Raw genomic sequence first — 14,018 nt, forward strand, 5'->3', positions numbered from 1 at the left:
CTAAACATCTAAACATCTAAACATCTAAACTTCTTCTTCAATTTCAAAGGATACAAAACGTAATAATATAAAATTAAAAAGAGTGAGCTTCCTATAATTAGGATTGCTAACCAATCTGGCATTTCAGTATGTCTTGTTACAAAACCTTCCAAAAACCCAGCAACTATAAAGAAGGGTACGGTGCTTAGCATAATTTTCAAACCATCTTTTGCGCCGCGAACGAAGGATTGCAACCTTGTATAGGTTCCTGGAAACAAAATACTATTGCCCAAAACTAAACCTGCACAAGCAGCTATAATTATTACTGAAATTTCAATAGTACCGTGAATCCAAATGGTTCTGGCGGATTCCCAAAGCATTCCTTTTTCAAAAAAGAAATATTGAAAAGATCCTAACATTATAGCGTTTCGCATAATGATGAAAAGTGTTCCAAGACTTAAAAACAAGCCATAAACAAAGGCATAAAGCGCCACAGTTATATTGTTAATCGTTATGCCGAGAAACATATTGAGTGCGCCCATTTCTTTATAAACCGCCATTGGGTCTCCTTTTTCGATGTTTGCTAAAGTCATATTTACGTAACCGTCTCCTAAAATAAGTCGAACAAAATTTCCATCTGTTGCAGCAGAATAGGCGCCAACTATTGTAAAAAGCACAAATACTAAAAACGCAATGAGCAGTTGTTTGTGATATTGCGAAAAAAATAAAGGAAATTCCTGCGTATAGAAAGTAATAAAACGAGTTCGCGATTCACGCTTTGTCTTATAGATTTTTTGATGCGCAAGGATTGAAAGCCCATTTAAGTAATTGAGAGTATTGCTTTTAGGGTAAAAAGTTCGGGCGTAACTTAAATGGTCGGTAACTTCAACATAAAGCGCGCTCAAGGCATCGGGATTCATTTGAACATTATTCCGAAGAACGCTTTCAAATTTTAACCATTTATCTTTATTTTGCTTCGCAAAGGCGGCTTCGCGCATGTTATGCAGTAGTTTTGCCCAAAGAAACATATTTAATGGATAATTTTCAAATAGAAACGGCCCAAAATGTTAACATTCTTCAAAATGTGGCAGGAGTAGGTGAGCGTATTTTGGCTTACTTGATTGATCTATTCATCATGGTTATTTACGTTTTATTAATAACCCTGCTATTTGTAAGCATTGAGCTCTCGGATTCCGTTTATATGTTGGTCGGGATGACCGTTGGACTTCCACTTTTTCTATACCATCTTTTATGGGAAATGTTATGGAATGGCCGCAGTCCAGGCAAAGCAGTAATGAAATTGAGGGTTGTGAAAACCGATGGATCAAAACCGGCGTTTTCAAATTATATATTGCGTTGGCTCTTTCGAATAATAGATATCACTGCAACCAGCGGCGCATTGGCTCTAGTAACCATTTTGTTTAACGGAAAAGGTCAGCGCATTGGTGATCTTGCCGCTTCAACTACGGTTATTACGGAGAAACAGACCGTTAGTTTTTCGCAAACTATTTTGATGGATATTCCAGATAATTACGTTTCACAATTTCCGCAAGTCACTGTTTTTAGCGATTCTGAAATGCAGACCATAAAAAATGTTTTCAGGGAAGCACGTTACAATGGAAACCATAACGTAATTTTAAAACTTGCCAAACGAGTTGCAAATGTGATGGAAGTGAAACTGGAAGAAACCCCAATACAATTCATTGATAAAGTGATAAAAGATTATAACTACTATACCCAGAACATGTGAAGCTACTATTACTAATAGACATTTTAGGAACCATTGCGTTCGCCATTTCAGGAGTTCTTACAGCGATGAATAAGCGCTTAGATCCTTTTGGTATCTTGATTATCGCCTTTGTAACAGCAGTTGGCGGTGGAACGTTGCGCGATATTCTGATTGAAGCGAATATTGCTTGGATGCGCAACCTAACGTATGTTTACGTCATTTTCGGATCGACGATATTCGCGGTTGTTTTTAGAAAAAGACTTAATTACATTCGTCGATCACTATTTTTGTTTGATACCATTGGAATTGCACTTTATACCATCGTTGGGGTTGAGAAGGGCATTGCTGCAGGATTTCATCCCATAATCTGTGTAGCTTTGGGAACAATGACTGCCTGTTTTGGTGGTGTAATTCGTGATATTCTTTGTAATGAGATCCCTATTATTTTTAGAAAAGAAATTTATGCAACGGCTTGTATTTTGGGAGCTACGGCCTATTTTCTTCTCTTGAACACGTCTATTTCAGCAGATTTTATTGTGATTATTTCTGGTTCAATTGTAATAATCGTTCGTTTATTGGCGGTTTATTTTGATCTTTCGTTGCCTAGTATTTATAGGAAGGATGAGATGGGGAGTTGATGGGTTTATTTTTGGAATTTGGAGCTTGTAATTTGGTCCCGATAGCTATCGGGATTTCTACTCAATCACCTTCGCAGATATATAAATATTATTCAACGGCCAATCTCCATCATCGGCTTTCACTTTTGAAATTTCTTCCACCACATCCATTCCTTTAATCACTTTTCCAAAAATTGTATATTTTCCGTTTAAATGCGTTGTTGAAGATTTTGGACCAAGAAAGATAAAAAACTCATAAGGAGCGGTTCTATTGTCTGGGTTTTCGCGGTATTCTTTGGCTCCGGAAACAGTTCCATATTCGTGAACACGACCTGGAATAATTTCCGCAGGAAGTAAATATTCCTTTCCAAGTTCTGCACGTTTTTTCTGGGTTGAAACTAAATCACTGTTTCCTGCCTGAATTATAAAGTCTGGAACTACGCGATGAAAAAAGGTTTCATCAAAATAATGTTGTTTTACTAAATAGATAAAATTGGCGCGATGCAGCGGTGTATCTTTATATAGTTCAATTTCAATATCACCAAATCGGGTTGTTATCAAAACCTTGGTTTCTGGATTTTTCTTTCCGTATTCGGTTAAAAATGAAACCACATTTTCATTGGTAATTACAGGATATTCCTTTTCTTCCTTTTTTTCAGCTTCAACTTCGATTTTGGTTTTGATTTCGTTTTCGATTTCAGTTTCGTCCCGATAGCTATCGGGATCGGACGTCTTTTTCTTATCTTCACAGCTTCCGAAGAACAGAACAATTCCGCAGTAATATATAATCAATCTTCTCATAAATGAATTTTCACGATTTTGAAAAACGAATTGTAAAAGTAACAAAAATGGAACTTCCCGGCGAAGCGGTGCAATTTAAAATGGCACCTATTGAACGTTTGCAAGAACTAAAAAGTGCCGCTCAGGAAAGAAACACCGCAAAGTACGCAGGTGTAATGTCACTTTTTTATCCTTCGGAAGATTTTGAAACTCGAATGATTTTAATTCTTCGGAAAACGTACAAAGGTGTACACTCAGCTCAAGTAAGTTTTCCTGGCGGAAAGATGGAAGCAAAAGACAACAGTATTCAAGATGCTGCTCTTCGGGAAACTGAGGAAGAGGTTGGAGTTTCTCGTGATACCATTTCTGTGTTAAAAAAACTTACAGAAATATACATCCCGCCAAGCAACTTTTTTGTGCAACCTTTCTTAGGAATAACCACACAAGCACCCGTATTTGTTGCCGAAGAAGCAGAAGTGGAGGCTCTTATAGAAGTTACCTTACAAGATTTTATGAATGACAAAAACATTATCACTCAAACGCTGTCCACATCATACGCTACAAACATTGAAGTGCCAGCTTTCAATTTAAATGGACACATAGTGTGGGGCGCTACTGCGATGATGCTCAATGAAGTGCGTGAATTGCTGAAAATGGCTCTGTAATAGCTTATTTTAGTATATTTGTCGTGGTGAAAATTCCAAATAGCAAATCCTGATTGCTATCGGAACCAAATAACAAACATATTCTGAAAATTAAAACTCAAATTCCAAAACAAATCAAAAATATTATTGGAAATTTGAATTATTGAAGCGCGATACCTGCAAACTGCTACTGAATACTGAACACTGACCAATGACTCTCTTCAAAAAAAACCCATTTGGGCATACAATTTTTTTAAAACTCTGGTTGATTCGGATTGCTGGACTTTTAACCCATAGACGCTTTAAAGGATTTAACGATTTACAAATTCACGGAAGTGAAATCTTAAAAGAACTTCCTGAAACCAACGTACTCTTTGTTAGCAATCATCAAACCTATTTTGCTGATGTAGCAGCGATGCTTCACGTGTTTAACGCCAGTTTAAGCGGAAGAGACGACAGTATCAAAAACGTAGGTTATTTATGGCGGCCTAAACTCAACATCTATTTTGTCGCTGCGAAGGAAACTATGAAATCAGGTTTATTACCAAAAATTTTGGCTTATGCAGGTTCTATAAGTATAGAACGTACTTGGCGTGAAAAAGGGCAAGAAGTAAACAAACAGGTAAAAATGAGCGACGTTAGTAACATCACCAAAGCGTTAGATGATGGTTGGGTAATCACTTTTCCACAAGGAACTACAAAGCCTTGGAAACCAATCAGACGAGGAACCGCGCATATCATTAAAAAAAATAGACCTATTGTAGTACCTATAGTTATAGACGGTTTTAGAAGATCTTTTGACAAAAAAGGTATCAGAATAAAGAAACGTGGAATCCTTCAAACATTTGATATAAAGCCCCCTTTAGAGATTGATTACGAAAATGATTCAGTAAATGATATTGTTGAAAAACTGGAATATGCCATTGAGCAGCATCCATCTTTTTTAAAAGTAATTCCTTCTAAAGAATTATTAAGCGAAGAGGAGCTTAATAAACAAAGAGAGTGGCGATACTAAGTATTCAGTAATCAGTGTTCAGTAAGCAGTGTAAAGTATTTATAAAACACTAGATTGTCAACCAACTCAAACTTTTAGCAATAGTTTTTTTATTAGTGAAAATAAATATAATCTTTCACTGACCACTGAATCAAACTTCAATCTTCTCCAATTCCTTATAATTTCTATGAAGTCTTTTCATTAGTATTCCATAAACAAGTCTGTAGAAAACTAGGACAAACGCTATCATTAACAACCCGAATAAAACTTGAATAAGGAAAAACATATTCATAAATTGCTCTTGTGATATATTTGTAATTCCATAATCTTCAGACATATATTTAAACACAATATTTTGGTTTAAATAGTAATAAATATTCACACCGATTATAATTAAAATTGAAGCGGTAACATTATAAATCACAAAATACTTCACAGTTTTTCTGGCTTGCAGAATATTCTTCATCAGCTCTTTAATAGAATCTGTAGTAGAAATTTTTCTATAGTTTCTGTAAAAAAGAAATATAAATACTGCAAAAATTGTATAGTTCAAAATGTTGATTCCAATTAACACATTATGTAGCCCAATGTCATCCGTAAATTTTGTACTCGATTCTGGTACAAGAAACGCTAATAAGGTCCAAAATAGAATTTCGGCAATGCTAATGTAGAAAATCCACTTTACGATAGAAGAAGATTTTTTCAGCAGCATTTTATAGATGTCGTTAAATGACAAATGTGGCAATTCCTGTTCTTGGTTTTGCCATTGTTTTTTTAATAATTCCAATTCATCCATCATATATTACGGATTTAAAATTGTTTTTAATTTTCCTTTTATCCTGTTCATTTTCACTCTTGCATTTACTTCCGAAATACCCAATGTATCCGAGATTTCTCTGTAATTTTTATCTTCTAAATAGAGAAACACGAGTGCCTTGTCAATATCATTCAGGTCTTTAACAGCACTGTACATCAACTTTAACTGTTTTTCCGTAGTATCGTCATAAGGTTCTGAAGAAATTTTAAAACTCACCCCTTCAAAATCCTGCGTTTTTATGGAACGTTTGGATTTTCTATAAAGCGTTATCGCCGTATTCAAAGCCACTCGGTACATCCAGGTGCTAAACTTAGAATCGCCCCGAAATTTAGGATATGCACGCCAAAGCTGAATGGTTATTTCCTGAAACAGATCGTTGTGAGCGTCACTGTCGTTGGTGTATAACCTACATATTTTATGTACAATGTTTTGGTTTTCCTCCAATTCGGTCACAAAACGATGTTCCAGTTCTTTGTTCAATGGTTTCTTGTTGGCTTTTTTATTAGTGTTCCTAGAGATTGCTTTGTTACAAAAATCCTAAAAAATAAGGTAACTAAATTAACAAATCGTACTTTTATATCTTAAACAAAAACGATGAATATTCCTGAAACAGGCGTACCGCGAATAGTAGTTATAGGGGGCGGATTTGCTGGTATTTCCTTTATAAAACAGCTTCGAAATGAAAAGGTACAAATTGTACTTTTTGATAGACATAATTATCACACTTTTCAGCCTTTATTATATCAAGTTTCCACCGCTGGGCTGGAACCGGATTCCATAGCATATCCACTTCGGAAAGTTTTCAGAAAAAACAAAGATTTTCACTTTAGAATGGCTGAAGTTGAAAATATAAATACTGAAAACAATTCAATTGCAACTTCCATAGGAAATCTACGATATGATTATTTAGTGCTCGCTACAGGAACGCGCACCAATTTCTTCGGAAATGAAAGTATTGCTAAAAACAGTATGCCAATGAAAACCGTGCCTCAAGCCTTAAACATCAGAAGTTTAATGCTTCAGAATATTGAAATGGCAGATATTACTACAGATGAAGTAGAACGAAAACGCCTTCTCAATTTCGTAATCGCAGGCGCAGGACCAACAGGAGTAGAGCTTGCTGGAGCGTTAGCTGAATTTAGAAAAGGAATTCTCGAAAATGATTACCCAGAATTAGACGAAGACGAAATGAACGTTCATCTAATAGAAGGCCAGAATAGAGTTTTGCCACCAATGAGTGAAGCAGTTTCAAAAAAAGCCCAAAAGTATCTTGAAAAACTGGGTGTTCAGCTTCATTTGGAAACTCTTATCAGCGATTTTGACGGAAAAACGGTAACCACAAAAGATGGTAAAAAGTTTGAAACAGCCACATTTATTTGGGCCGCTGGAGTTACAGGCGCACTAGTTAAAGGAATAGATGGCGAAGCGCTTGTTGAAAAAGCAAACAGATATAAAGTTGATGAATTCAACAAAATAGTAAGTTTTAATAATATCTATGCATTGGGCGATATTGCTTTGATGGAAACCAAAGAATATCCCAAAGGACATCCACAAGTAGCGCAACCAGCAATTCAACAAGGAAAAAACTTAGGAAAAAACTTTAAAAAAATGCTGAAAGGCGAAAAGTTAGAACCCTTTAAATATTTTGACAAAGGCACAATGGCAACCGTAGGAAGAAACAAAGCCGTGGTTGATATTGGCAAAATGCACTTTGGCGGTGCCATCGCTTGGTTTTTATGGATGTTTGTTCACCTATGGTTTTTGGTGGGTTTTAGAAATAGAGTAGTTACGTTTTTTAATTGGACCTATAGTTATATCAACTATGATCGCGCTGCACGGTTGATTATTAGGCCGTTTAAAAAATAATTATTGCACTTTTACAGGAATAGGACCTCCGTTTGAAACCCAACCGCCACCAATTTCTTCAAGATTCACGTCTAATTTGTCTGAAGTTTCAATTTTTTTGAGATTTACTTTTACTTCATCATAAGTATCAACACTTTTCAAGTTTACGTTTAGTTCGTCGGAAGTATTGATATCCACCAAACGGACGTCCATTACTTCGTTTATTGGTTTTGTTTCAACTTTCTCTGAGGCATAAGCTGAAGGGAAAACATCAAAATCCTTCACCACGTTAATGGTTAAGCAAATAGCGATAATTGTTAAGATTGTTTTTGTGTAGTTGTCAGTTTTCATAATAATTAATTTTTAAGTTTATTAGTTATAGTGGCTAGAATATTTTTTACTGATTGCAGCCTCCAGATAATTAAATTCCGGTATATCAGGAGTTTTCTCCCGAAGATACAATTTTTTCATTTTTTGTTTTAGAAAAAAAGTAGGATAGAATTTTCGCAAAAGGTTTTAATAATAAGGTTTCATAGGTTTTTACTTTTCAAAAACGTCTAGTGAAATGATATTATTTATTGAAAAATAAAATATATTTGTTGTTTATCAATGAATATTTATCTACATTCGTGATGTAATTATAAATCTATAAAAATGAAAACAAATGTTATAATGAAAATAATGAATATTGTATTCTGGATAGTATTTATTGGATTGTGTATAAAAACTGGAACGTTGATAGTTTCCTTTTTTATGAGTGTATTTGCTGGCCCAGAGGCTTCTGAACCGCTTTATTTGGGAGTTGATTTTTTTGATTATGAAAATATTGATTTAAATCATTACATAAATCTTCTTAGCTTTTTAACAGTGTTGACGGGAATGAAAGCCTATATCGCCTATCTCGTAGTTAAGCTTTTTATGAAATTCGATCTTAATTATCCCTTCAATGAAAACGCTGCAAAGCTGATTTCTAAAATCGCTTATTTCGCATTAAGCATTGGTATTGTTGCCTTAATCGCCAATCAATACACCGAAAGAATGCTAAAAAGAGGCGCTGAAATTTCCCAGATTGATTGGGGCGCAGAGGAATTTCTGTTTTTTGCGGGTATTATTTATATTCTAGCTTTAGTTTTTAAAAGAGGTGTAGAAATTCAATCCGAAAATGACTTAACAATATAATTATGCCAATAATTGTAAACTTAGACGTAGTGATGGCGCAGAGAAAGATGTCATTAAACGAACTTTCTGAAAAAGTGGGCTTAACACTCTCTAATCTATCTATTTTGAAAACAGGAAAAGCGAAAGCGATGCGTTTTAGCACTCTTGAAGCGATCTGTAAGGCATTGGAATGTCAACCAGGAGATATTTTAGAATTTGTTGAATAATATTACAATTCGGAACTGAATTATAACATCTCAGCTTATTTTTTTCTGAAAAGATAAGCTGATATTTCATCTTTGACCTGAAAATTAAAATCAGCCAACTCATGAAAATTTCAGTCATTACTTTTTTAATCGCTCTTTTTCCTTCTTTCATTTTTGCTCAAACTATTGTTTCAGGGACAGTTACTGACAATAAAGGAATGCCCATACCTGGCGCAAACGTATATATTGAGGGCGCTTATGATGGAGCATCAACAGACGACAACGGAAAATTTTCATTCGAAACTTCGGAGACAGGCACCCAAACCTTGACTATTTCGTATGTTTCCTTTGAACCTTTCAAAATGATTGATGAGGTTTCAAAAATGAAAGACTTGAAAATCGTACTTCGCGACGACGTTAATTCATTGGATACCGTAACTATTTCCGCAGGTTCGTTTTCCGCGGGAGACAATAGTAAAATCTCAGTTTTAAAGCCTTTAGACATTGTTACAACTGCCAGTGCCTTGGGTGATTTTGTTGGCGCGCTGCAAACACTCCCAGGAACAACAACCGTTGATGAAGATGGTCGTCTCTTTGTTCGTGGTGGCGATGCAAGCGAAACCCAAATTTTTATCGATGGTATTCGTGTTTTTACGCCTTATAGCCCAACAACAGATAATATTCCAACACGTGGAAGGTACAGCCCGTTTCTTTTTGACGGTATCACGTTTTCCACCGGCGGTTATTCTGCGGAATATGGACAAGCGCTTTCTTCAGTTTTACTTCTGAATACAATAGACGAACCAGACCAAGAAAAAACAGACATTTCAATTATGACCGTTGGTGCCGGCTTAGGTCATACCGAAAAGTGGGAAAAAAGCTCGTTGAGTTTGAATGCTTCCTACATAAATCTGGCGCCATACATCGCAATTCTCCCAGATAGAAACGATTGGCATAAGCCTTTTGAAACGGCTTCTGGCGAAGCTGTTTTTCGTCAAAGAATAGGGGATGGACTATTGAAAATTTACGGAGCTTTTGATACTTCAAGCTTTTCACTTACGCAGGAAGACATCAATCAACCGGAAGGTGTACGTTTTAAACTGAACAATCAAAATTTTTATACAAACGCGAGTTACAGTGAAATGCTTAATGACGATTGGACCATTTTCGCTGGTGGAAGTTATACCTATGGAAACACAAAGGTTGGCATTGATGAAGCAGATATTAATGATGTGGAAAATTCAGCTCACTTCAAAGTGAAATTGAAAAAACGCTTCAGCAACCGCTTTAAGTTGAATTTTGGCGCAGAACAATTTGTGACCGACTTCAACGAAAATTACAGCGAACCCAATTTTGGGGCGAAGCTTGGTTTCAACAATAATATTTCTGTAGCTTTTACGGAAGCAGATATTATTTTTTCGAGAAAACTAGCTTTAAAGCTTGGCGTTCGTGGAGAATACAGTGAATTGTTCAAAGAATTTACCGTTTCTCCTAGAGCTTCCTTCGCCTTTAAAACTGGAAAAAGTAGTCAGCTTTCTTTGGCTTATGGCGATTTTTTTCAGCAACCAGAAAATGAGGTTTTAAAATTCACAAATAATCTAGAAGCGCAGCACACGCAACATTACATTATGAACTATCAATATTCCGCAAACAACAGGATATTTCGTGCGGAAGCCTACAGAAAACAATACAGCAATCTCGTAACCTTTAATGAAACAATGCCTGACGTAAATAGCACATTTGCAAATAACGGCGATGGTTACGCTCAAGGTTTAGATATTTTTTGGCGCGATAATGAAAGTATTAAAAACGTGGATTATTGGGTGAGCTATTCCTATTTGGATACGCAACGGAAGTATAAAAACTTTCCAATTGAAGCGACGCCAAACTTTGCGAACACTCACAACATTTCGGTAGTAGGAAAATATTGGATAGAAGATTGGAAAAGCCAAGTTGGTTTTAGTTACCAATATGGGAGCGGTCGCACATACACAGATTTAAATAAACCAGGTTTTCTTCAGAGTAAAACAAAAAGCTATAATGGCGTTAGTTTAAACTTGGCGTATTTAATATCACAACAAAAAATTCTGTATTTTTCAATAAATAATGCCTTCGCTTTTAAAAATGTGAATGGTTATCAATACGCTAACACGCCAGATGCAAACGGTAATTTTGCTAGACGAGAACTTCGCCCAGCAGCAGACCAGTTCTTTTTTGTAGGTTTCTTTTGGACAATTAGTACGGACGGTAAGGACAATCAGTTGGATAATTTGTAAAGTTTTGGATGACTGATGACAGAAGACGGAAGTTTCAAACTTTGTCAAAGTTGGAACGAAACCACAATTCAGCTTCAATATTCGACAATTGGGTTGATAGATTTTTTCAGAAGAAATATTTTGAAGCAAATTTGAATTATAATTTAACGACAACAATTAACAAATAACAATTAACACTTAACTTTAAAACCATGCAAACCGTATTCACTTATCTCACAATTTTCTTTACCGCTTTGGTACTGCAAGCTCAATCTGACACTGCCGAGACAAAAACAGATGCCGCATCCACAAAATACCAACAAGGTATGAAAAAAGCCTTCTCACTCTGGCAAGAAAACAAATCTTGGGAAGCCGCAAATGTTTTTGAAAGAATTGCTACGGCAGAATCAGACAATTGGTTGCCGCCATATTATGTGGCACAAATAAATGTGATTAACAGTTTTTCTGAAAAGGATAAAACCAAGCTTACGGCACAATTGGGAAAGGCGCAAGATTTTATAAATGATGCCACGGCTATTTCCAAAGAAAACCCAGATTTGCTGGTTTTACAAGCACAATTGTACACTGCTTGGATTGTTTTTGACGGACAACAATACGGAATGACCTATTCCGCAAAAGCTTCAGAGCTATACAACAAAGCGCTGGCACTGGCTCCAAACAATCCACGGATGATTTTGGCTAAAGCAGAATGGGACATAGGCGGCGCACAATATTTTGGACAATCCATAGAGCCTTATTGCAAGGATATTCAACGAGCCATCGATCTTTTTGCTACTTTTAAACCAGAAGGAGAATTTTATCCAAGTTATGGTGAAGAGCGAGCCAAACAAGTTCAAGCGGAAAGCTGTAAATAAAAATTTTTGCCACGAATTCACGAATGATTGTGTAAAAATATTCGTGGCAACACCATTAAAATTATGAAGCACCTTTTAAAAGACCTCGGAAAAGCACTATTCGTAGGTTCATTGGTTTTTATCATTATAGGAATCATTGAATATATGAACGGCCACACTTACAATAGTGGCAGGGATTTGCTTGTAGGTTTTTTGTATAATCAGATGTATTCTGTGGTTCTTTATATTGTGAATGCCCAATATTTTGGTTTTTTGCTGAAACAATTTCCTAATTCCGTATTTAAAATAAAGAATCTTTTTAAGGGCCTTTTAGGCGGTGTGACCATTACACTTTTAAGCATCTTTTTATTGCGAATTTTTACAGAAGTAGTGATTGATGGAAGAAGTATTTCAGAATTTATGGCTTCGGAACGCATTGAGAATTACTACATAGCCTTTGTAATATCTGTTGTGGTAACATCAATTTTTTATGTTGCCTATTATTACCGAAACAAGCAGCAAAACATTGTTACCGAACAAAAAATAATTGCAGGAACGGCTTCCGCAAAGTTTGATGCGCTTAAAAATCAGCTCGATCCACACTTTCTTTTTAATAGTTTGAATGTTCTTACCAGTTTAATTGAAGAAAACCCTGAAGCCGCAACACGTTTCACTACAACGCTTTCAAAAGTGTATCGATATGTTTTGGAGCAGAAAAGCAAGGAATTGGTGACCTTGGAAGAAGAACTGAAATTCGCCGAACTTTATATGTCTTTATTGACTGTACGTTTTGAGGATAGTATAGTTTATACTCCGCCTTCGCAGTTAACAGATCCGCAGGCTAAAGTCGTGCCTTTGTCGCTTCAACTTTTGCTCGAAAACGCTGTTAAGCACAATCAAGTAATGCCTTCAAAAAAACTTTACATTACTATTTCCGAAGAAAATGGAAGTTTGGTTGTAACCAATAATATGCAACCAAAACAGGTTTTAAAAGAAAGCACAGGAATTGGCTTGCGAAACATTCGAGATAGATATGCTCTTTTAACGAAGCGTTCAGTAATCATTCAAGAAAACCGAAAGGAGTTTAGTGTTGCAATTCCTATTTTAAGCGAAAATATTAAGTTTATGAACACTTCAGATACATTTATTTCAGAAAAAAAATACAAGTTAGCCAAAAAACGGGTTGAAAAATTGAAAGGTTTTTATATACACTTTGGTATTTACCTTATCTGTATTCCAGGGTTTATCTATCTCAATTTCCTTTCGGAAGCAGGATTTCCGTGGGCCATTTTCCCTATTGTGGGTTGGGGAATCGGCATTACAAATCACGCTTCTGAAACGTTTAATTACAATCCATTCTTCGGAAAAAACTGGGAAGAGCGCAAAATCCGTGAGCTTATGGATAAAGATGAATAAATTACGGTTCATCCTATAAATAGTACAGTTCGGGTGTTTCTATTTTAAATTGAAGCTTGACTATAGTACTTTTATACTATAATTTAAAAACAACAATTATGGATTCTCAAGAAAAAGACAATAAATATTTTAAGGCGAAACAACACGTTGCTCAATTAAAGAAGTTTTATAGCAGCTTGATGTTTTACGTAATATTTATAGTTGCGCTGGCAGGATTAAATTATTATGTAAATGAATTACGCCATCCATGGTTTTTATGGGCAGCTTTTGGTTGGGGAATCGGTCTCTTTTTTCAAGCGTTGAAAGTATTTAAATGGAATCCATTTCTAAACAAGGGTTGGGAAGAAAGAAAACTGAAGCAGTTTATGGAAGAAGAGGAACGTAACAATAATAATTGGAACTAATATGAAATATTCTGAAAACATAAAATTAAGAAACGCCCGCAAGAGATTAGAAATGCTAAAGAGTTTCTACAAACATCTACTGGTTTATATTGTCGTTAACATCATCTTATTTGCTATAAGAGGTAATATATTAGGGTTTTTTCAGAACACTTCGCCAGATAAAAATTTCATAGAATGGATAGATTGGAATATTTTAATAGTTCCTATTTTCTGGGGAATCGGATTATTATTTCACGCTGCAAAAGTTTTTCAATATAGATTTAAGTTTATAAAAAACTGGGAAGAAAGACAATTGGAAAGATATGTTAAAGAAGAATAAA

Annotated in this window: 17 protein-coding genes; 12 read left to right on the forward strand and 5 right to left on the reverse strand. The window is 35.5% G+C overall.

The features are described 5' to 3' along the window. Positions 1-8: 8 nt before the first annotated feature. On the reverse strand, positions 9-977 hold the full coding sequence (locus AEQSU_RS10730) for a stage II sporulation protein M (protein WP_014782883.1): 969 nt from the start codon (positions 975-977) through the stop codon (positions 9-11). Between the two features lie 35 nt (positions 978-1,012). Between AEQSU_RS10730 and AEQSU_RS10735 the strand changes: the two genes are divergently transcribed. After that, on the forward strand, positions 1,013-1,729 hold the full coding sequence (locus AEQSU_RS10735) for an RDD family protein (protein WP_014782884.1): 717 nt from the start codon (positions 1,013-1,015) through the stop codon (positions 1,727-1,729). Continuing rightward, positions 1,726-2,346, forward strand: coding sequence for a trimeric intracellular cation channel family protein (locus AEQSU_RS10740; protein WP_014782885.1), 621 nt, complete (start codon positions 1,726-1,728; stop codon positions 2,344-2,346). The genes AEQSU_RS10735 and AEQSU_RS10740 overlap by 4 nt, the downstream gene beginning before the upstream one ends. Before the next feature lie 57 nt (positions 2,347-2,403). Here AEQSU_RS10740 and AEQSU_RS10745 read toward each other — a convergent pair whose 3' ends face one another. Continuing rightward, positions 2,404-3,126 carry a peptidylprolyl isomerase gene (locus AEQSU_RS10745; protein WP_014782886.1) on the reverse strand — a complete coding sequence of 241 codons (723 nt, stop codon included), beginning with the start codon at positions 3,124-3,126 and terminating at the stop codon, positions 2,404-2,406. A gap of 2 nt (positions 3,127-3,128) precedes the next feature. Between AEQSU_RS10745 and AEQSU_RS10750 the strand changes: the two genes are divergently transcribed. Continuing rightward, positions 3,129-3,770, forward strand: coding sequence for an NUDIX hydrolase (locus tag AEQSU_RS10750; RefSeq protein WP_014782887.1), 642 nt, complete (start codon positions 3,129-3,131; stop codon positions 3,768-3,770). Between the two features lie 190 nt (positions 3,771-3,960). Further along, the gene (locus tag AEQSU_RS10755; protein ID WP_014782888.1) at positions 3,961-4,764 is read left to right on the forward strand and encodes a lysophospholipid acyltransferase family protein; all 804 of its coding nucleotides are present in this window, start codon (positions 3,961-3,963) and stop codon (positions 4,762-4,764) included. A gap of 130 nt (positions 4,765-4,894) precedes the next feature. On the opposite strand, the gene AEQSU_RS10760 is transcribed toward AEQSU_RS10755, so the two are convergent. Both AEQSU_RS10760 and AEQSU_RS10765 read right to left on the reverse strand, forming a co-directional pair. Further along, positions 4,895-5,542: an ABC transporter permease gene (locus tag AEQSU_RS10760; RefSeq protein ID WP_014782889.1), complete on the reverse strand. Its 648-nt coding sequence runs from the start codon at positions 5,540-5,542 to the stop codon at positions 4,895-4,897. A gap of 3 nt (positions 5,543-5,545) precedes the next feature. After that, positions 5,546-6,040, reverse strand: a complete 495-nt coding sequence (locus AEQSU_RS10765; protein ID WP_014782890.1) for an RNA polymerase sigma factor — start codon at positions 6,038-6,040, stop codon at positions 5,546-5,548. 114 nt (positions 6,041-6,154) lie between these two features. Here AEQSU_RS10765 and AEQSU_RS10770 point away from each other — a divergent pair, with 114 nt between their 5' ends. Continuing rightward, positions 6,155-7,426 (forward strand): NAD(P)/FAD-dependent oxidoreductase, encoded by a 1,272-nt coding sequence (locus tag AEQSU_RS10770; RefSeq protein ID WP_014782891.1) that lies wholly within the window; start codon positions 6,155-6,157, stop codon positions 7,424-7,426. Here AEQSU_RS10770 and AEQSU_RS10775 read toward each other — a convergent pair whose 3' ends face one another. Further along, entirely contained in the window at positions 7,427-7,756 is a 330-nt protein-coding gene (locus tag AEQSU_RS10775) for a hypothetical protein (RefSeq protein WP_014782892.1), read from the reverse strand. Between the two features lie 303 nt (positions 7,757-8,059). On the opposite strand from AEQSU_RS10775, the gene AEQSU_RS10780 reads away from it, so the two are divergent. From AEQSU_RS10780 to AEQSU_RS10810, 7 genes are all read left to right on the forward strand, one after another. After that, a complete protein-coding gene (locus AEQSU_RS10780; protein ID WP_014782893.1) occupies positions 8,060-8,584 on the forward strand; it encodes a DUF2975 domain-containing protein in 525 nt (174 codons plus the stop codon). Positions 8,585-8,586: 2 nt separating this feature from the next. Then, complete coding sequence (locus AEQSU_RS10785) at positions 8,587-8,790, forward strand: helix-turn-helix domain-containing protein (protein ID WP_014782894.1); 204 nt, start codon at positions 8,587-8,589, stop codon at positions 8,788-8,790. Positions 8,791-8,891: 101 nt separating this feature from the next. After that, positions 8,892-11,045 (forward strand): TonB-dependent receptor, encoded by a 2,154-nt coding sequence (locus AEQSU_RS10790; RefSeq protein ID WP_014782895.1) that lies wholly within the window; start codon positions 8,892-8,894, stop codon positions 11,043-11,045. 191 nt (positions 11,046-11,236) lie between these two features. Continuing rightward, entirely contained in the window at positions 11,237-11,899 is a 663-nt protein-coding gene (locus AEQSU_RS10795; RefSeq protein ID WP_014782896.1) for a hypothetical protein, read from the forward strand. A 63-nt stretch (positions 11,900-11,962) separates the two neighbouring features. After that, positions 11,963-13,294 carry a 2TM domain-containing protein gene (locus AEQSU_RS10800; RefSeq protein ID WP_014782897.1) on the forward strand — a complete coding sequence of 444 codons (1,332 nt, stop codon included), beginning with the start codon at positions 11,963-11,965 and terminating at the stop codon, positions 13,292-13,294. A gap of 98 nt (positions 13,295-13,392) precedes the next feature. After that, complete coding sequence (locus tag AEQSU_RS10805; RefSeq protein ID WP_014782898.1) at positions 13,393-13,698, forward strand: 2TM domain-containing protein; 306 nt, start codon at positions 13,393-13,395, stop codon at positions 13,696-13,698. A gap of 1 nt (position 13,699) precedes the next feature. Beyond that, on the forward strand, positions 13,700-14,017 hold the full coding sequence (locus AEQSU_RS10810) for a 2TM domain-containing protein (RefSeq protein WP_014782899.1): 318 nt from the start codon (positions 13,700-13,702) through the stop codon (positions 14,015-14,017). Position 14,018 lies beyond the last annotated feature (1 nt).

Source organism: Aequorivita sublithincola DSM 14238, assembly GCF_000265385.1.
Classification (GTDB): domain Bacteria; phylum Bacteroidota; class Bacteroidia; order Flavobacteriales; family Flavobacteriaceae; genus Aequorivita; species Aequorivita sublithincola.